15 protein-coding genes are annotated in these 19,550 nt (G+C 60.1%); 11 read left to right on the top strand and 4 right to left on the bottom strand.

Annotation, left to right across the window (positions count from 1 at the left end):
- Positions 1-20: 20 nt before the first annotated feature.
- From ABD720_RS00075 to ABD720_RS00060, 4 genes are all read left to right on the top strand, one after another.
- A complete protein-coding gene (locus ABD720_RS00075; protein WP_344761133.1) occupies positions 21-1,088 on the top strand; it encodes an aromatic ring-hydroxylating dioxygenase subunit alpha in 1,068 nt (355 codons plus the stop codon).
- 62 nt (positions 1,089-1,150) lie between these two features.
- Positions 1,151-1,930: an ABC transporter ATP-binding protein gene (locus ABD720_RS00070; protein WP_344761405.1), complete on the top strand. Its 780-nt coding sequence runs from the start codon at positions 1,151-1,153 to the stop codon at positions 1,928-1,930.
- A gap of 12 nt (positions 1,931-1,942) precedes the next feature.
- Entirely contained in the window at positions 1,943-2,740 is a 798-nt protein-coding gene (locus tag ABD720_RS00065; RefSeq protein WP_344761132.1) for an ABC transporter permease, read from the top strand.
- Positions 2,741-2,772: 32 nt separating this feature from the next.
- The gene (locus tag ABD720_RS00060; protein ID WP_344761131.1) at positions 2,773-4,185 is read left to right on the top strand and encodes an amidohydrolase family protein; all 1,413 of its coding nucleotides are present in this window, start codon (positions 2,773-2,775) and stop codon (positions 4,183-4,185) included.
- Positions 4,186-4,354: 169 nt separating this feature from the next.
- On the opposite strand, the gene ABD720_RS00055 is transcribed toward ABD720_RS00060, so the two are convergent.
- Both ABD720_RS00055 and ABD720_RS00050 read right to left on the bottom strand, forming a co-directional pair.
- The gene (locus tag ABD720_RS00055) at positions 4,355-5,182 is read right to left on the bottom strand and encodes a tetratricopeptide repeat protein (RefSeq protein ID WP_344761130.1); all 828 of its coding nucleotides are present in this window, start codon (positions 5,180-5,182) and stop codon (positions 4,355-4,357) included.
- A 158-nt stretch (positions 5,183-5,340) separates the two neighbouring features.
- Complete coding sequence (locus ABD720_RS00050; RefSeq protein WP_344761129.1) at positions 5,341-7,989, bottom strand: chemotaxis protein CheW; 2,649 nt, start codon at positions 7,987-7,989, stop codon at positions 5,341-5,343.
- 355 nt (positions 7,990-8,344) lie between these two features.
- Here ABD720_RS00050 and ABD720_RS00045 point away from each other — a divergent pair, with 355 nt between their 5' ends.
- A complete protein-coding gene (locus ABD720_RS00045) occupies positions 8,345-11,464 on the top strand; it encodes an error-prone DNA polymerase (protein ID WP_344761128.1) in 3,120 nt (1,039 codons plus the stop codon).
- Between the two features lie 60 nt (positions 11,465-11,524).
- On the opposite strand, the gene hpaR is transcribed toward ABD720_RS00045, so the two are convergent.
- Entirely contained in the window at positions 11,525-12,022 is a 498-nt protein-coding gene (gene hpaR, locus ABD720_RS00040) for a homoprotocatechuate degradation operon regulator HpaR (RefSeq protein ID WP_344761127.1), read from the bottom strand.
- A gap of 181 nt (positions 12,023-12,203) precedes the next feature.
- Between hpaR and ABD720_RS00035 the strand changes: the two genes are divergently transcribed.
- Both ABD720_RS00035 and scpC read left to right on the top strand, forming a co-directional pair.
- Positions 12,204-13,145: a bestrophin family protein gene (locus ABD720_RS00035; protein WP_344761126.1), complete on the top strand. Its 942-nt coding sequence runs from the start codon at positions 12,204-12,206 to the stop codon at positions 13,143-13,145.
- Between the two features lie 17 nt (positions 13,146-13,162).
- Positions 13,163-14,734, top strand: coding sequence for a succinyl-CoA:acetate CoA-transferase ScpC (gene scpC / locus ABD720_RS00030; RefSeq protein WP_344761124.1), 1,572 nt, complete (start codon positions 13,163-13,165; stop codon positions 14,732-14,734).
- Here the strand turns inward: scpC and ABD720_RS00025 are convergent.
- Entirely contained in the window at positions 14,731-15,045 is a 315-nt protein-coding gene (locus ABD720_RS00025) for an EthD family reductase (RefSeq protein ID WP_344761123.1), read from the bottom strand. The two genes, scpC and ABD720_RS00025, sit on opposite strands and share 4 nt — an antisense overlap.
- A 178-nt stretch (positions 15,046-15,223) precedes the next feature.
- Between ABD720_RS00025 and ABD720_RS00020 the strand changes: the two genes are divergently transcribed.
- The 4 genes from ABD720_RS00020 to ltaE all read left to right on the top strand — a co-directional run bounded on the left by ABD720_RS00020 (position 15,224) and on the right by ltaE (position 19,445).
- Positions 15,224-15,910, top strand: a complete 687-nt coding sequence (locus ABD720_RS00020; RefSeq protein ID WP_344761122.1) for a glutathione S-transferase family protein — start codon at positions 15,224-15,226, stop codon at positions 15,908-15,910.
- Positions 15,911-16,138: 228 nt separating this feature from the next.
- Positions 16,139-17,464: a phospholipase D-like domain-containing protein gene (locus tag ABD720_RS00015; protein ID WP_344761121.1), complete on the top strand. Its 1,326-nt coding sequence runs from the start codon at positions 16,139-16,141 to the stop codon at positions 17,462-17,464.
- Between the two features lie 17 nt (positions 17,465-17,481).
- Positions 17,482-18,423 carry a cation diffusion facilitator family transporter gene (locus ABD720_RS00010; protein ID WP_344761120.1) on the top strand — a complete coding sequence of 314 codons (942 nt, stop codon included), beginning with the start codon at positions 17,482-17,484 and terminating at the stop codon, positions 18,421-18,423.
- The gene (gene ltaE, locus ABD720_RS00005; protein ID WP_344761119.1) at positions 18,420-19,445 is read left to right on the top strand and encodes a low-specificity L-threonine aldolase; all 1,026 of its coding nucleotides are present in this window, start codon (positions 18,420-18,422) and stop codon (positions 19,443-19,445) included. Before ABD720_RS00010 ends, ltaE begins: the two co-directional genes overlap by 4 nt.
- Positions 19,446-19,550 lie beyond the last annotated feature (105 nt).

Genomic DNA, 19,550 nt, shown 5'->3' with positions numbered 1-19,550 from the left:
CAGCCAATCTGGAGAGAACCATGCTGGTCACTCAACAACCCGTTCTGCGCCGCTTCTGGTACGCACTCATGCCCATCAGCCATCTCGACGATGGCCCGAAGCCCTTCACGCTGCTGGGTGAAAACCTGGTGCTGTGGAAAAAAACCAATGGCGAACCGGCCGCCCTGCGCGACCGCTGCTGCCACCGCACGGCCAGGCTCTCCAAAGGTGTTGTCGAAGGCGACAACATCGTCTGCGGCTACCACGGCTGGACCTATGACTGCAGCGGAAGCTGCGTGCGGATACCGCAAAACCCCGACGCCGCCATCCCCGCCGGTGCCAAGGTGCCGTCCTTCCATTGCCAGGAAAAATACGGCTACGTGTGGGTTGCGCTGGAAGACCCGCTGCGCCCGATCCCGCACTTTCCGGAAGACGGTGCCCCCGGCTACCGCCGCATCTTCCAGTTTTACGAAGAGTGGAAAACCAGCCCGGTACGCGTGATGGAAAACTCGTTCGACAACTCGCACTTCAGCTTTGTGCACAAGGCTAACTTCGGCATCCTGAACCAGCCCGTACCGCAAAAATACGAACTGGTGGAAACCGACTTCGGCTTTGAGGGCGAAACGCTGATCCCCATCAACAATCCGCCCGCAGGTCACCGCGTCACTGGTGCCACCACGCCCACCACCACGCGCCACCTGACCAACAAGTACTACCTGCCGTTTTCGCGCCGCTTTGGCTGCCGCTATCCCGACAGCGGCATCGACCACATCATCTACAACTGCGCCACCCCCATCAGCGACGACCGCCTGATGCTGGTGCAGTGGCTGTACCGCAGCGACACCGAAGAACAGTGCAGCGCGCAGGAGCTGATTGACTGGGACGCGGCAATCACCGCCGAAGACCGCGACATCCTCGAAGCCACCGATTTCGACACCTGCATCGACACGCGTCGCCGCCAGGAATTCCACATGCCCTCCGACAAGCCCGGCCTGCTGATCCGGCGCATGCTGATGGACGTATTGACCGCGCATGGCGAAGTGGAAATACACGCAGGCAACAGCCGCACCGTGGTGCCGATTTACCCCGAAGCCCTCGTGAAGGAGTGAGCATGCTCATGAAAACCAGCACCGATACGCTTGCCGTGGACGAACAGGTCCCGGCCCTGCAGATGCCCGATGCCAAAACCGTGCTGCACGCTAACAAGGTCGAGAAGACATATGGCAACGGTACCCACGCGCTGGCGCGCATGAGCCTGCGCATTCAGCGCGGCGACTTTGTCTCGCTGCTCGGCCCCTCGGGCTGCGGCAAGAGCACCCTGCTCAAGATGTTTGCCGGGCTGGAGGAGCCCAGCCATGGTCACATCCGCTGGGCCGGGGCGGATACGCCTGCCAAGTCGGGCCTGACCTCGGCCATGGTGTTCCAGGAGGCCACGCTCATGCCCTGGGCCACCGTGGCGGCCAATGTGCGCCTGCCGCTGGACCTGCAAAAAGTGCCGCGCGTCGAATCCGACGCACGGGTCGGGAAAGCCCTGGCGCAGGTCGGTCTGGCAAAGTTTGGCCACGCCTATCCGCGTGAGCTGTCGGGTGGCATGCAAATGCGTACCTCGATTGCCCGTGCCCTGGTCACGCAGCCCGATGTGCTGCTAATGGACGAACCCTTTGGCGCGCTGGACGAGTTCACCCGCAACAGGCTCGACACCGACCTGCGCGCCCTCTGGCAGTCCACCGGGCTGACGGTGGTGTTTGTTACGCATAGCATCTACGAAGCGGTGTTTCTGTCCAGTCGGGTGGTGATGATGGCTGCGCGCCCCGGCCGCATCGTTGCTGATGTGCCGCTGGAGGAGACCGACCGCTCCGAGGCGTACCGCCTATCCCCGCCGTTTTCCGAGCACTGCCGCACGCTGTCCGGCCTGCTGATGGCCGCCAGCGACACCATCGATTTGCACTGAGGAGCCACCACCATGCAAACGCTTTCCGATCACCACGCTTCCACTCTCAACTGGCTGGCGCCGCTCATCGTGGGTGCCGTGTTTCTGCTGCTCTGGCAAGGACTTTGCACGGCTTGGCAGGTACCGGTGTATCTGGTGCCCAAGCCCAGCGACATTGCCCGCACGCTGGTGACCGATGGCCCGTCGCTGCTGCTGGCGCTGGCCACCACGCTCAAGATCACCGTGCTGGCGTTTACGCTGGCCACGGTGCTGGGCGTGGTGGCGGCGTTTCTGTTTGTACAGAACCGGCTCATCGAGGCCAGCCTGTTCCCCTACGCCATCCTGTTGCAGGTCACCCCCGTGGTGGCAGTGGCACCGCTCATCATCATTTGGGTCAAGCAACCTACCCTGGCGCTGGTGATTTGCGCCACGCTGGTGACCGTATTTCCCATCATCTCCAACACAGTGCTGGGCTTGCGCAGTGTGAATCCCGGGCTGCTGAACCTGTTCAAACTCAACCGCGCCAGTCGCTGGCAAACGCTGGTGCGCCTGCGCATTCCCAGTGCACTCCCGTTCTTTTTTGGCGGGATGCGCATCTCCAGCGGGTTGGCGCTGATTGGTGCAGTGGTGGCCGAGTTTGTGGCCGGCACCGGTGGCACGGGTACCGGCCTGGCCTACGAAATCCTGCAGGCAGGCTTCCAGATCAACATTCCCCGCCTGTTTGCCGCGCTGGCCCTGATCTCGCTCACCGGCGTGGCGCTGTTTGTCAGCATGGATTGGCTTTCAAGAAAAGCGCTGGGCCATTGGCATGAGAGCGCGCAAGGCGCCTAACCAACATCATCAACATCACGCGAAAACTACCCATGACCTCGACCCTCATCCGCAACGCCGCCGCTATCGTCACCGGCCAGCGCGGCGCTACATCCCGCACCGCCGGGCCCGACATCCGCATTCGTGGCAACCTGATCGACGCCATTGGCCGGCTCACGCCCGAGCCCGGCGAGCGCGTGGTGGACGCCACCGACTGCGTGGTCTACCCCGCCTGGATCAATACCCACCACCACCTGTTCCAGTCGCTCCTCAAGGGCGACGCGCACGGTCTGGACCTGCCACTGACGGCCTGGCTGGCGGCCACGCCCTACCGTTTTCGCGCCGCGTTCGATGAAGGAATGTTTCGCACCGCCGTACGCGTTGGCCTGCTGGAGCTGGCGCTGTCGGGCTGCGGCACCGTGGCCGACCACAACTACCTTTACTACCCCGGCATGCCGTTCGACAGCTCGGCCATTCTGTTTGACGAGGCCGAGCGCATGGGCCTGCGCATGGTGCTGTGCCGCGGTGGCGCGACCAAGGTCCGCCAGCTGGAGTCCGAGCTGCCCCAGGCGCTGCGCCCCGAAACACTCGATGCATTCCTGGGCGATGTGCAGCGTCTCACTGCGCGCTATCACGACACCTCCCCCAACGCCATGCGCCGCGTGGTGATGGCCCCCACCACACCACCCTACTCGATGGCACCCGCCGAGTTGGTGGAGTGCGCCCGCACCGCGCGCAGCCTGGGCATCCGCCTGCACTCGCACCTGTCGGAAACCGTGAGCTACCAGGACACCACCCATTCCATGCACGGCATGAGCCCCGTGCGCTTCGTGGCCGAGCACGAGTGGCTGGGCAGCGATGTCTGGTTTGCCCATTTGGTGAAGCTGGATGCGGAAGAGATTGCCCTGCTGGGCAGCACCGGCACCGGCATCGCCCACTGCCCCCAGAGCAACGGCCGCCTGGGTAGCGGCATCGCACCCATCATGGCGCTGCAGGCGGCGGGCGTACCGATCTCCATCGGCGTGGACGGTGCCGCGTCCAACGAGGCCGCCGACATGATCTCGGAAGTGCACGCCGCATGGCTGATGCAGCGCGCCGCTGCGGGCGAACGCAGCTTGCCGACATACCGCGGTGGCCAGGGCGAAGACGACCGCACCGCAGTCAGCGCCGACGACGTGGTGTCCTGGGGCACTTCGGGCGGTGCGAAAGTGCTGGGACTGGACGCGATCGGTACGCTGGAACCGGGCATGTCGGCAGACATTGCGCTCTACGCGCTGGAAGACCCGCGCTACTTCGGCTTGCACGATGTGGCAGTGGGGCCGGTCGCAAGTGGGGGACGGCCAATGTTAAAAGGCCTGTGGGTGAACGGTCGGCAGGTGGTGGATAGCGATGCACTCAACAACGTTGACGTCATGGAATTGAGGGCGCAGGCGCGCCAGGCAGTGCGAAAGCTGATGACGCTGTGAGACGCTGCCTGACCGCTGTGGTTGTAGTCGGATTCGGCTGGCAATGATCTTGCCAGCCGGACAATCTGGCCAATGGGACCAGAAATCAATTGTGTGCAAACAGACACCGCGCGGGAAAAGTTCAACCCGTAACGCGCAGAATAGCGACGCAAGCCGCTCGCCGGCAGAATCAGCGGGCGACGCCTTTTTTCAGCGCACTGGTAGCCAATACGTGCCCCTGCGCCGCAGCGCGGTGCAACCACGCGTCTGCCTCTTCGGGATTGCGTGTTTGCCCCTTCCCGGTCTGCAGCATCACGGCAAGGGCGTACTGCGCGTCGGCATCGCCACTTTCAGCTGCCTGACGGAACAGTACTGCAGCCTGGTCAAGATCACGCGGCACACCCTGACCTACCTCGAACATCCAGCCCAGCCGGGATTGCGAACGGGTGTCGCCGGCCTGCGCCAGACGCTGAAAAATTGCCGCCGCCTCGCTGTATTGTCCGGCTGCATGCAAGGTCTCTGCATCATAAAAAGCCTGGTCGCGCGGCGTTCTGTGTGCAGCATTCCTTAGCGCAAGACGCGCTGCCGCATCGGTATCTCCCTGCGCAGCTGCCGCAGTCAGCCAGCGATCTGCACGCGCATCGTCTTTCGGAATTTTTACTCCGGCCGAATACAGCAGGCCGAGCCGATATTGGGCGCGAGGACTACCGGCCTCGGCGGCTTGTTCGTAATGGCGAAGCGCCTCCGGCATGCTCTGGGGTTCGCCCAGTCCGTCTTCGCTGAGGATGCCCAGATTGAAACTCGCATCGGCATTACCACGCTGCGCCAGCGCTTCCCAGATCATGCGTGCGTTATCGTAATGCGCCATTTTGAACTCGGCGTAGCCCTTGTAGTTGCCGATTACCGGATTGCGCACGATCTCAACCAGGTCGATTTCGTCGGCATGAACTAGCGGCCCATGCGAGGCAAGTAACGCAAAAACAAGCACTGCAGAACGTATTCCGATGGAGTTCGCCATGTCGATCCTGACTGCAAGGGTGGGAGAAGTGGGAATGCGAACGGCTGCCGCAGTGCGTACACGGCAGGGTTGCGCCGCACTGCGCCCGACTATAGCAGTGCCCGGACTATCCGGCAGAAGCGCCGGTTAGCCCGCAACACCTGCCCGACATGTCGATGTCAATGCGATCCGGCCTTCTGGGCGTTGCCGCCGGTCGATGAATACCCTGCCGGCTGCAGCGCGTACACATTGTCCGGCAACTCTGGCGCGGCGTTCGCCGGTGCCATCAGCACCCCAAACAGATAGGCAAGATCGACCACCTGTATCAGCAAGTTATCTTCCTCGGCCTGAATAACCTGCCGGACCAGCATGCCATTGCCAGTGGCCTGGCCACCCATGGGCGTAGCCACCAGTTGTGCCGGATCGAACCTGCCGACGCCGTGCAATTGCGTCACCAGCAAACCGATCGAGCGCTGGCCTAAGCGCACGACAATAATCTGGCTTCGGCTGTCCTGCACGGTCGGCTTGCCCGACAAAAATGCACCCAGATCGAAGACCCAGACAAAGTCGTCCGACATGCCGGGTTGACTACCCACCACCGGAAGAATACCCAGGCAGCCAGCGCCAGCGCCGATCGACATCGGTGACACACCCGCGGCGGGCAATGCCTCACGCACGTGTTCAGCAGGTATCGCGAGTAACGCATTGTCCAGATAGAAGGTGGCGAATTCCAGACCATCCAGCATCCCCGGCACCGACGTGAAGCGCGCTACTGGTTCAGTGTTCCCGACGCTGCCCTGGGCGACAGGCCCAACCGCGGCAATCACGACAGCAATGACATCGGCACTCGCATCCCCGGAATACGCATCGGAGACCTTGAATTCGCGATAACCATGCGACGCCGTGCATCCCACCAGTGCATAGCTGCCATCGTGTGTCACGATCCGCGACGTGCTGCAACCGCTGCCCGGCGCCAGAAAACTGCTATCGACATCCAGCGTGCCGCCCACCGGGCGAGACGGATCGGTACTGGCAATAATCACGCCGCGCCGATCCACGAAAAACGCCCGGGTATCGGCCTGGGTTTCAGTCTTGCCACCCAGGCCGCCGCACAACATCGCCGAGAATTCCGGTCCTGCATCGAACACGATGCCAATGCCACCAATAACCTCGGTATCGCGATCCGGATGCCGAATCGCCGCGTGATACACATACGTCGGCATGTCGCCATACAAGGTCGACGGCTCGAATGGCGATACGTAATAATCCTGACCGGTGCGCAACGCCGTCACCTGGCCCAGCGATACCGCATCGATGGTCGTACCGATACCCTCCCCGGTGCTGGCAATGATCATCCCATTTCGGTCATACACGAACAGGCACGTGTAGACCGAGTACAACCCGTTGATGGTCGCCAGGATGCGCGTCATGTTGTCGATATCCCCGGCACTGCGCTGCGTGACTGCCAGCAAGCGGCGCAGTTCAGGCGTCAGCGCCCACCAGCGGCAATCGTTGGCACGCTCATACAGATTGCGGTCCAGCAGATCGACCAACAGGTGCGTGACGAACTCTGTATCACGCAGACCCGATGCCAGTACCGTATCGAACAGATCACGGATCGATTCCGCAAACAGCGCATTGCTGCGCGCTCCTGTCTCACTGATCTGCTCGAGGATGGTCTTGAGACGGCCCAGACCTGCATCCTGTCCGGTGGTCATGACCTGACCGTTCCATACCACCCGCCGGATGGTTTCGGACGCACTATCGGCGGCACGCATGATGCCGAACAGCGGCGGGCAGAATGCATGGGCATGCGACAGCACGCCATTTGCCAGCGCCGGCGCAAGCTGGTCAAGCAACGTTGCCTGCTTGCCACCGAAAGCGATATCGACAGGAATCATGACCTGGCCCTGCCAGCCGGCTGGCCCCGGGTAACCCTGGTAGCCTTGCGAGCTGATCGTGCACACCAGATACTCGCGGCCGCCGAACATCATCAACCCCGGCACGTCACTGGCATTGACCGGCACCAGCGTTCCCAGTGGCATCCAGTACGTATCGGCACTGGCGATGACACGATTATCACCATCGAGCAACAGCATGTTCGAGCGATCGCCGGGGTCGCCATGCGTCGAAAAAATCCGTCCCATCTCTTCCTCGAAGGCAAAGCTCAGGCACAGCACACCAATCACCGCCCCGGTATCGGGATGACACAGCCGACGCGAATAGATGAGCGCATTGCGCTTGTCCGGACACAGGTCGCTGGCGCGAAAGGTTTCGACATAGGTATCGCAAACAAGTGTCCGGGCAATCAGTGCGTCACGACTACTATCGAGTGCGGATTGCGGGTCCAGTTGCACCAGCACACGACCACTGGTGTCGAGCAGGATGATCTCGTCATAGACCGTGTATTTGTCGCGGTAAGCGCACAATCGGCGCCGCACTGCATCGGTATCACTGGTGATGCCGGCCACGAACAGGCAGAGCTCGCGATCGGTGGCCAGGAAGCCGACATCGGCGGTGCGCTCGAACAGGTTGCGTACCACGATCTCGATGATATAACCCGCAGTCGTGGCCAGTGCGGCGTGGGCATTGCGCAGCTTTTCACGGGCCAGATTGATGACCAGTTCTTCTTCCAGCTGGCGAAAGCGGGCACGGGTCGCGGCCATCGTCGGCAAAATCGTGCCCGCCTCGCGCGGACAATTCATCCGCGCCGAGGATTCGATCATGTGCCACATCAGATTTACTTCATGCAAGGCCTGTTCGCATTTGGCGACATCACGCATGTAGGGAAGAAACGGCTCTATGGGAAAAGAATCACGCGTAGGCATGGGGGGCTCGCACAAGTTGACATCGGGCTGCTCGGAACGGGTAACAAGTCGGTGTTCAATGTGCGACGGGGCGCAAGGCATGACCAACTATTGGAACAAATAACTACTTTTGGTATTCGTCATTTATGACTATAGGGCAACTAAATACTCTTGCGCAAGCAATGAAGCTTCCAAAAAGAAATGACTTGCGCTGGTGCGGTCGACGCCCTGAAGCGGTGCATCAAAGTATCGTGCATGGTGCACGCCGGAAAGCTCCAGCCACTCGGTAAAACCATGCCGCCACTGAAAAAAGTAGGGAGAGATTGAGAAAAATCATCGCAACTTAACTGTGTTTATATACAGTATTATTCATGTCATGCCACTTCTCCTCCCTCTTTATGCCGAGCTGCACTGCCTGTCGAACTACACCTTCCTGCGCGGTGCCTCGCATCCCGAAGAACTAGTCGAGCGAGCCTGCGACCTTGGCTATGCCGGACTCGCCATGACCGATGAATGTTCGTTGGCAGGTGTCGTGCGGGCCCATATCGCCGCAAAAAAATGCGCCCTGCCCCTGATCATCGGTACCGAAGTCACGCTCGACTGCGGCATCAGGTTGCTACTGCTGGCAACCAGTCGCGACGGCTATGGCAATCTGTCCCAACTGATTACCGACGGACGGCGGCGTTCCGGCAAGGGCTTTTATCAGCTGGACATGCCTGATTTCATGACTGGGGAGCTCAATGGTTTGCCGGACTGCCTGGCGATCTGGCTGCCGCAACACACCCATTCCGACGCACTGATGCAGCAACAGGCGGGTTGGCTGGGACGTGTTTTCCCTGCCCGCAGCTGGATCGGCGTAGAGCTGTTGCACCACATTGAGGATGATGTGTGGTTGCAACGCCTGACCCGCTTGTCGCACTCCAGCGACTTGCCGCTGGTGGCCAGCGGTGATGTCCACATGCATGTGCGTTCGCGCAAGCCTTTGCAGGACACGGTGACCGCCATCCGGCTGGGCAAGTCGATCGCCGAATGCGGCCTCGACCTGCAACCGAACGCCGAACAGCACTTGCGCTCGCGCGTGCGCCTGGGCCAGCTGTATCCACGCGCATTGCTGGAACAAACACTCGTGATCGCGCAACGCTGCACGTTTTCACTGGATGAATTGCGCTATGAATATCCCCTTGAAATCGTCCCTGACGGTGAAACCGAAGACGGCTACCTGCGGCGGTTGACCTATGAAGGCGCGATGCGGCGCTTCCCCGGCGGCATGCCGGCCAAGGTACAGGAACAGATCGAACATGAACTCGCACTGATCCGGGACCTGGTCTATGCGCCGTATTTCCTGACGGTGTACGACATCGTGCGTTTTGCGCGCAGTCAGGACATCCTGTGCCAGGGCCGCGGCTCTGCGGCCAATTCGGCGGTCTGTTATTGCCTCGGCATTACCGAAGTCGATCCCGACCGGATGTCGGTGCTGTTCGAGCGCTTCATTTCGAAAGAGCGCAACGAGCCGCCGGATATCGATGTCGATTTCGAACATCAGCGGCGCGAAGAAGTGATCCAGTACATCTACCAGAAATACGGCCGCCATCGCGCTGCACTGACTGGTGTGCACATTACTTACCGGCCACGCTCGGCACTCAAAGATGTAGGCAAGGCGCTTGGCATCGACTTTGAACAGATCAATCGACTATCGCGCTCGCATCAATGGTGGGATGGGCGCGAAGTCATGGGTGAGCGATTGCGCGAATGCGGCTTCGACCCGGATGCGCCGGTGGTGCAAAAACTGATGGTCCTGACGCAAACGCTGATCGGCTTTCCGCGCCATCTGTCCCAGCATCCCGGCGGGTTCGTCATTGCACGCGACAATCTGGCCCGACTGGTCCCGATCGAAAATGCATCGATGCCGGACCGCAGCGTCATCGAATGGGACAAGAATGATCTCGATGCACTGGGTATCCTGAAGATCGATGTGCTGGCTCTGGGCATGCTGTCGGCAATCCGGCGCGCGCTGGATATGGTCGGCTTGCGGCGCGGCGAAGTCTTCACGATGCAGGATGTACCTGCCGAAGACCCGGAGACCTACGCTATGATTTGTGCCGCCGATACCGTGGGCGTATTCCAGATCGAGTCACGTGCGCAAATGTCGATGTTGCCGCGCCTGCGTCCCGACAAGTTCTACCACCTGGTGATCGAAGTCGCGATCGTGCGGCCGGGCCCCATTCAGGGCGGCATGGTGCATCCGTACCTGCGTCGCCGGCAAGGGCTGGAACAACCGGTCTACGCCAACGCCGACATGAAAACCGCGCTGGAACGTACGCTGGGAGTACCGATTTTTCAGGAGCAGGTGATGCAGGTGGTGATGCTGGCAGCGGGTTTCACACCGGGCCAGGCGGATGACCTGCGTCGATCGATGGCCGCATGGAAACGCAAAGGCGGCATACAGAAATTCCGTGAGCCGGTGATCAGCGGCATGCTGGCGCGTGGCTATGCACTGGAATTCGCCGAAAGCATTTTCAGCCAGATCGAAGGCTTCGGCGAATACGGTTTTCCCGAATCACACGCCGCCAGTTTTGCGCTCCTGGTGTATGTCTCTGCATGGATCAAGCGGCATGAACCGGCGGCGTTCCTGGCGGCGCTGCTCAATTCACAACCGATGGGATTTTACGGACCATCGCAACTGGTCCAGGACGCCCGGCGCCACGGAGTGCGCGTACTACCGGTCGACGTGATGGTCAGCGACGTTGACTGCACATTGGAAGAACATGGCGATGAACGCAATGCCACCCAGCCCGATGTCCGGCTCGGTCTGTGCCTGGTACGCGGACTCGCGCGCGACAGCGCACGGCGGATGGTCGAAGTACGGGCCATGATGCCGTTTGTCAGCGTCGACGACATGGCGCGCCGCGCCGAACTCGACCAGCAGGACCTGAAAGCACTCGCCGATGCAAATGCGCTGTCAGCACTGTCCGGCCATCGCCGGCAAGCCAAATGGGAAGTAGCCGCGCTCTTGCCCGTGACTGCGCTGCTGCGCAATGCGCCCATCACCGAAGCGGCATTGATGCTGCCGGCAGCCACCGAGGGTCACGAGATCGTGGCGGATTATCACAGCCTTGGCCTGACCTTGAACCGCCATCCGCTGGCGCTACTGCGGCCAAAGTTCAAGCAGATGAAGCTGTCGACCGCACTGGAACTGAAAGGCTTTTCCAACGGCAAGCTGGTACGCACCACCGGGTTGGTGACCATGCGCCAACGACCGGGCACGGCCAAAGGCACGATGTTCATCACGCTGGAGGATGAGACCGGGGTGATTAACGTGATCGTCTGGAAGGACGTGCAGGAACGCCATCGCCGGGAAATTTTACAGGCCAGTCTGTTGACGGTATACGGTGTCTGGCAACGCGTCGGCGAGGTGCGGCACCTGATTGCGAAACAGGTGCTGGACCATTCGGCATTGCTGGGAAGCCTGACCGTGGAAAGCCGGAATTTTTATTAGAACTCAATGGTGCGCCAGCCCGGACAGTTTCCGGAAATCGCTTTTCATGTGCCTGCCGATTCAGAGTCGGGCAGCACGTCGCTTGGCCACCACTTTCGCTTTTGCCGGCAAGGCAATCCGCTCGACCGGATGACTCTCTGCGGCAATAAACGCCTCCAGCGCAGTCGACAAATCCCGGAACATCTGTGTCCCTAATGCCTGCTCGATATGCTGGTACTGCGCTTCAATCAGCGGCGCCAGTTCGGCCATCAGGCGATCGCCTTTTTTTGCCAGCCGGACCATGATCCGGCGCTGATCCTCCGACACCCGGCTGCGCAAGATCAGTTGCATCTCTTCCATCCGTGCCAGCACACCGGTCATGCTCGGGCTGGTGATCTGACACAGTTGGCACATTTCGCGTGGTTCGAGTTGCTCGTTCTCATCCAGTACCCGCAGGATCCGCCACTGCTGCTCGGTCAGGCCGAAGTGGTTGAGGATAGGTCTGAAATGCGACATCAGGCACTCGCGGGCGCGCAGGAAGACCTGGGGTAAGTTGCGGTGGGCAATGCGTTTTTTCATGGGGTCGTCCGATTTCATTGTAAGTACACCGACTTGCAGCCATCACACGATTGATGACAGGAACACTATTGCGCACTGACTCACGACCACCAGGCGCTTGACTCGCTTACATATTAGCAATTAATATCACTCACATGTTAGCAAACTATCCTGCCTTCAACCTCCATCCCGGGAACCATCCATGATCATCAGGGATCGCCCTTCCGGATTCAGGCTGTTCCTCCTGCTACGCGGCTCGGTGCTACCGCGCATTCTGCCAACGCTGATTATCAATATCGTGATTGCCACGCTGGTGACGTGGTCGCACGGCGACCTCTACACCCTGAAGATCACGCTGACCACGATTCCGTTCACGCTGATCGGACTGCCGATTGCGATTTTCCTCGGGTTCCGGAATAACGCCGCCTATGACCGCTTCTGGGAAGGTCGCAAGCTATGGGGCGAACTGGTTCTGCGCAGCCGTAATTTCTCACGCCAGTGCCAGAGTCTGATCGAGTATCCCGAACCGGCGACCGCCCGTCTTGGCCTGACCGATCTGCGGGTACGGATGATCTATCGCGCCATCGTCTTTGCCCATGCGTTGCGCGACCTGCTGCGTCAGCAGCCAATGACGAACGAATTGCAAGCGCTACTGACCGACGCCGAATGGCAGCAACTGGCCAGCTATTCCAACAAACCGGATTTCCTGATGCTGCGCATGGGCGACGATTTACGCCAGTGCATGAAGGAAGGCCGCATCGACCCGTGCCTGGTCGTCGCGATCGATACCACGCTGTCGGCAATGACGGCCGCCGCCGCCTCGTGCGAACGCATCCGCAATACGCCGATCCCGTTTTCGTACACGCTGTTGCTGCACCGTACCGCCTACATTTACTGCTTTCTGCTGCCGTTCGGACTGGTCGATTCGATCGGCTTCATGACGCCGTTCGTGGTGGCGGTCGTGGCCTATACGTTTTTCGGGCTGGATGCACTGGGCGACGAAATCGAAGAACCATTCGGTACCGCATCGAATGACCTGCCGCTCGACGCGATCTGCCGCGCCATTGAAATTGACCTGCGTGCATCACTGCAGGACGACTTCGTGCCGCCACCGGTTGTGCCGGTCAATTTTTGCCTGACATAAATTGCAAAGGAATCACCATGTCGCAACCGCATCACGATGACCATCTGGACCGCATTCGCCTGCCAGCGCTGCGCGAACGCATCACCACCGCCGCTGCGGCCGCCGAGTGGATCAAAGATGGCATGACCGTCGGCATGAGCGGTTTTACCAAGTCGGGCGATGCCAAAATGGTTCCGCTGGCCATGGCCGAACGGGCCCGTCATACCCCTTTCCAGATCACGCTGATCACCGGCGCATCGCTGGGCAATGATGTCGACAAACTACTTACCGAAGCTGGCGTGCTGGCACGTCGGATGCCTTTTCAGGCCGATCCGGTATTGCGCGCGGCCATCAACCGCGGTGAGGTCATGTACGTCGACCAGCACCTGTCCGAAACCGTGGAAATGCTACGCACCAGACAGCTGGCACCGATCGACATTGCAATCATCGAAGCCATCGCGATTACCGAAACCGGTGCGATCATTCCATCGACATCGGTCGGCAACAGCGCCAGCTTCGCCATTCTGGCCGACAAGGTGATCGTCGAAATCAACCTGAGCCAGTCACTCGCACTGGAAGGCTTGCACGACATCTTCATTCCGAAGCACCGGCCGCAGCGCGAGCCAATGCCGCTGATGACGCCGAGCGACCGTGTCGGCACGACGACCATCAACATTGCGCCGGAAAAAATCGTCGCCATCGTCATCACCGAGAAGCAGGACAGCTCGTCCACCATCCTGCCACCGGATGCCGAGACCGATGCGATCGCGGCGCACCTGGTGGAATTTTTCGAGGAAGAAGTGCGTTGTGGCCGGTTGACCAACAGCCTGCTGCCGCTACAGGCTGGCATCGGCACGATTGCCAATGCAGTGATGACCGGCTTCATCAATAGCCCGTTCGCGCATCTGTCGATGTATTCCGAAGTGCTGCAGGACTCGACCTTCGATCTGTTCGACGCAGGCAAACTGGATTTTGCCTCCGGCTCATCGATCACGCTGTCGTCGCAGAAAGGCGCGCAGGTGTTTCGCGAACTGACGCGTTACAAAGAACGTCTGGTATTGCGCCCGCAAGAGGTCAGCAACCATCCCGAAATCATTCGGCGTCTGGGCATCATCGCGATCAATACCGCGCTGGAAGCGGACATTTACGGCAACGTCAATTCGACCCATGTGCTGGGCACGCACATCATGAATGGCATCGGTGGTTCAGGTGATTTTGCGCGCAATGCGTATCTGGCCGTCTTTGCAACCAAGTCGCTTGCCAAGGATGGCAAGATTTCCAGCATCGTGCCGATGGTGTCGCATGTGGATCACAACGAGCATGACGTCGATATCCTCGTCACGGAAGTCGGCCTGGCCGACCTGCGCGGACTGGCACCGCGCGAACGTGCGCAAGCCATCATCCGGAACTGTGTGGCGCAACCGTACCGCGGCCTGTTGCAGGAATATGTGACCGAAGCCGGCGAACGCGGCGGACATACGCCGCATGTGCTCGAAAAAGCGTTTTCGTGGCACACGCGGTATCGCGAGACGGGATCGATGCTGCCGATCCGGTCAGTCAATATCCACCCGACTGACGATCTCGACGACGTCTCGCAGCAGGCTGCCTAGCCAACCATGACTTCGCTGATCTGCATCACGGGTGCCAGGTCGGTGTAGTTCGGAATGTCACCCATGATTTCGGCGACATGCGGACCAAAGCCAGCCTGGAACGCCTCGACCGATACACTGAAGATGTGGCACATGCCGATGTAGGTGGGCGGTGTTCCTGGTGCGCCGCCCGACAGCCCCTTGTCGACGGTGTAGAACTTGCAGGCGTCGCCCATGCGCGCTTTCACCAGCGGCATGTGATTGTCACGGTAGTACTCATGGTTGAATCGCGCGCCGGGGGTGTTCGGGTACATCACACTGACTTTGATCATCTTGCGTCTCCTGTTTTTGAACTCGATAAATGGGGACGCCAAGTGTGCCTGAATACGCTCATGTCGTGTCAGCAAGCAGGTCGCCTGACATGTTTCAGAGATGCCTGTACCATCGGCCAGCCGTGAGTGCATCAAGCTCCCGATAATCCCCAGCACTCGCCATGAAAAGGAATCCTCCATGATCAAATTCTATTTCCATCCATCGCCAAATCCGCTCAAGGTTGCGCTGTTTCTGGAAGAAGCCGGCCTGCCCTACGAAACGATCCCTGTCGACACCCGTAAAGGTGAGCAACACCTGCCGGCATTCCTGGCAATCAATCCGAATGCCAAGACTCCGGCACTAGTCGATGGCGATGCGATCGTCTTCGACAGCAATGCCATCCTGCTGTACCTCGCCGAAAAAACCGGCCAGTTCCTGCCCGAAAACACGCCAGCTGCGCGTGCACAGATGTATTCCTGGCTGATGTTCGTGGCCAGTGGAATCGGTCCGTATTCGGGCCAGGCAGTCCATTTCAAACACTTTGCACCGGAGCCGAAAGAGTACGCGGTCAACCGTTACCTGTTCGAAGCCGAGCGCCATTTCGCCATCCTCGAAGCACAGCTGGGCAAGCATCGCTACATGCTGGGCGATACCTACACGCTGGTCGACATGGCAGTCTGGGGCTGGGCGCGTGCGCTGCCCTTCATCCTCGGTGCCGATGCCTGGGCAACGTTGCCGAATCTGAAGCGTCACTTCGATGAAATCAATGCGCGGCCGGCAGCGCAACGCGCTGAAGCGTTGAAGTCACAGTTCACGTTCAAGGCAGAGATGGATGACGCGGCCCGTGCGCAGATGTTTCCGCAAAATGCGCGACTGGTCGGTTGATGTAATGCCAGGTCATCGTTGAACGCCATGGCTGCGGCGGCAATTGCTGTCGCAGCCAGCAGATCCTGGTGTGACTTCATGTGCTTCAGCGTGTCGGTTGTTATCCGGCAATGCATCAATCAGTTCGATGGGACAGTGCTACCATCCGTCTGCGCTTCCACAGTGACCTTGCAACCATCACTCCACGCCAAAAATCCATGTGTCATCCAGCCCAAGTGAGCACCTGACATGCAGCGCATCCTGCGGCTGAGCGTCGTGCTGCGCATCGTGATGACACTCGCCGCGACGTTGACCATGGCCCTGCTGTTCGTTGTTCTGTTCGAGCCGGGATTGGCCTATAAAACGCAAGGTCCGGTGCCCGCATCCGACACGCGCGACTTTCTGAATGTGCTGGGTAGCGCGCTTGAACAGGCGCCGCTGCAACCTGGTCAGAGCACGGTTTTTGCACAGGGTGCCCAGTTCTATAACGCCGAACTGGCGCAGATCCGGTCGGCACGCTCCGTGATCGATCTGGAAGCCTTCATTTTTCATGACACGCCGGTCGGCCGGCGTTTTCTGGCGGCGCTGACCGAGCGCGCCAAAGCCGGCATCAGGGTGCGCGTGGTGGTCGATGCCGTCGGTAGCCTGCCGACTCCGGATCATTTTTTTGATGGATTGCGCGCCGCCGGTGGACAGGTTGCGTGGTATCAGCCATTTCGCTGGTACACACTAAAGCGCTGGAACAATCGCACCCATCGCGAATTGCTGATCATCGATGGCCATACCGCATTCGTTGGCGGCGCCGGAATCGGTTCGGCCTGGGATACGGGCGACGCGCCGTTGCCACCGTGGCGCGATGTGATGGTGCAGGTCGATGGTGCAACGGCGCGCGGCTTGCAGTCGGTCTTTGCCCAAAGCTGGCTGGAGAGTCACGGCGAAATCCTGATCGATAGTGAGATCGCATCCAATGTTCCGGTGGCCGATTTGCCACTCGTGCAGCTTGCCAGACTGCCAGTCGACACGCCGGTCGCCATGACGGTGGGCAGCACCCCGACCGGCGGCCGCTCGACCCGCGCGCGGGTGCTGTTTCAGCTGATGGTTGGTGCAGCGCGCAAGGACTTGCTGATAGCCTCGCCGTATTTCGTTCCCGATCTGTCCATGCGTCAGGCCCTGCTGGCGGCAGCGGCACGCGGCGTGCGGGTGCGCATCATCACCAACGGCGTGCACAACAACCACCCGATTGCCCGCCTCGCGAGCCGCCGGCATTATGGCGAACTCATTGCCGGCGGTATCGCGATTCACGAATATCAGCCCGGCATGACACATACAAAAGTGATGCTGGTCGATGGGCTCTGGTCGGTGATCGGTTCGACCAACTTCGACAACCGCTCGTTCGGGCTGAACAATGAAGTCAATCTGGCACAGCGGGATGTGACTCTCGCACACCAGCTGGAACTGGTGATCGGCAGCTATCTCGGGCAAAGTCATACTGTCTCGCTGGAAGATTGGTCGCGTCGCTCGCTGGCAGAACGCGTACTGGCCAGCATCGGCATCGCGCTCGAACGGCAGGAATAAAAAAACAGGAATGAAGCATGCAATCAATGGATGACCAGGATGAACACGGTGATATCGATACACCATCGCGGCAGGAGGCAGCAAAGCGCAGCACGCTGGTGAGCGTGACTGTCAATATCGGCCTGACCATCACGCAGGTCAGCGTCGGTATCCTGGCCGGATCGGCTGGCCTGATTGCTGATGGCATCCATTCGCTGTCGGATCTGGTGGCAGATTTTGTGGTTCTGTTTGCCAACCATCACAGCCAGAAAGCCCCCGATGACGACCATCATTACGGCCATCAGCGTTACGAAAATGCCGCCTCGTTGACGCTAGGCATATTACTGCTGGCGGTCGGTGTCGGCATGCTCTGGGGCGCGTTCATGAAAGTGCAACAGCCCGATGCCATCCAGCCCGTCAAGAGCATTGCAATCTGGGTTGCACTGGGTGCGCTGGCCGCCAAGGAAACACTGTTTCGCTACATGCTCAATATTGCGCAGAAAGTGCGCTCCAGCATGCTCATTGCCAATGCGTGGCATGCCCGCTCGGATGCGGCGGCGTCGCTGGTCGTGGCGATCGGGATCGGGGGCAGCCTGCTCGGGTATCCGATGCTGGACCCGCTTGCTGCGATGATCGTGGGATTCATGGTCACGCGGATGGGCTGGGGGTTTGCGTGGGATGCGCTACATGACCTGATGGACCGCGCCGTCGACGAAAAAACCATGCAGGCAATTCGCCAGACGCTGACCGAAACACCCGGCGTGCTGGGCTGGCATGAGTTAAAAACCCGCAAGGCCGGCGACCTGATCCTGGCCGATGTCCACCTCGAAATCGACGCCGACATGACCGTCGAACAGGGTCACGATATCGCGCTGGAAGCCCGCCGACGGGTGATGGAACAGCACGCCGTACTCAACTTGATGACACACGTAGACCCAATACGAATTTCGTCGCCGACGCGACAACAAGGAGCCTCATGAACAAAACTATTGATCTGCGCAGCGATACCGTAACCCGTCCCAGCGACGCCATGCGTGCCGCCATGGCGAATGCAGAGGTCGGTGACGACGTCTACGGTGACGATCCGACCGTCAACCGACTGCAACTGGTCACGGCAGAACTATTCGGTTTTGAAGCCGCGCTGTTTGCGCCCTCGGGCACCCAGAGCAATCTAATCGGGATGATGGCGCACTGCGACCGCGGCGATGAATACCTGGTCGGCCAGCAGGCCCATACCTACAAATACGAAGCTGGTGGCGCCGCTGTCCTTGGCAGCATCCAGCCGCAACCATTGCCGCATCAGCCAAACGGCTCGCTGGCGCTGGCGGATATCGCGGCAGCGATCAAGCCGGATGATATTCATTTTGCAAAAACACGTTTGCTGGCGCTGGAAAACACCATCGGCGGGAAAGTACTTCCCCGCGACTACCTGGACGCCGCCACCGCGCTGGCGCATGAGCGTGGCATGATCACCCACCTGGATGGTGCGCGTATTTTCAATGCGGCAGTCAAACAGGGCATCAGCTTGCGGGCTGCCACCGCCGGTTTCGATTCGGTCTCTGTCTGCCTGTCAAAAGGTCTGGGAGCTCCTGTCGGTTCGGTGCTGTGTGGCAGCCGCGACATGATCCAGCGCGGGCTGCGCTGGCGCAAGATGCTGGGTGGTGGCCTGCGCCAGGCCGGCATACTGGCAGCCGCCGGACTGTATGCCCTCGACCATAATATCGAACGACTGGCAGAAGATCACGAGAACGCAATCTTGCTGGCAACCGGCCTGGCGGACATCGACAAACTCGTTGTGACGGATCCGCAAACCAACATCCTGTATGCCGACATGGCGGAAATCCACTGCGTGGCACTGGCAAAACATTTGCAAAATCGCGGCATCCTTGCCAGTGTTTCGCCGCACATGCGACTGGTCACGCATCTGGATGTATCACGTGCCGATGTGGCATTGACGGTGTCGGCATTCAAGGAGTTTTTCCGGGCTGCCTATCGGCATTGATGGTGACGTTGCACCAGACGTAAAAAAAGCCGCTCGGAGCGTAATGCCGTTCAGATAAGCCCTGAACGGCATTTTTTATGCGCGATCCGGTTGTAAACAGATTCG

The organism is Actimicrobium antarcticum (assembly GCF_039536745.1).
Classification (GTDB): Bacteria; Pseudomonadota; Gammaproteobacteria; order Burkholderiales; family Burkholderiaceae_D; genus Actimicrobium; species Actimicrobium antarcticum.
This window is presented reverse-complemented; position numbering and strand designations above follow the sequence as displayed.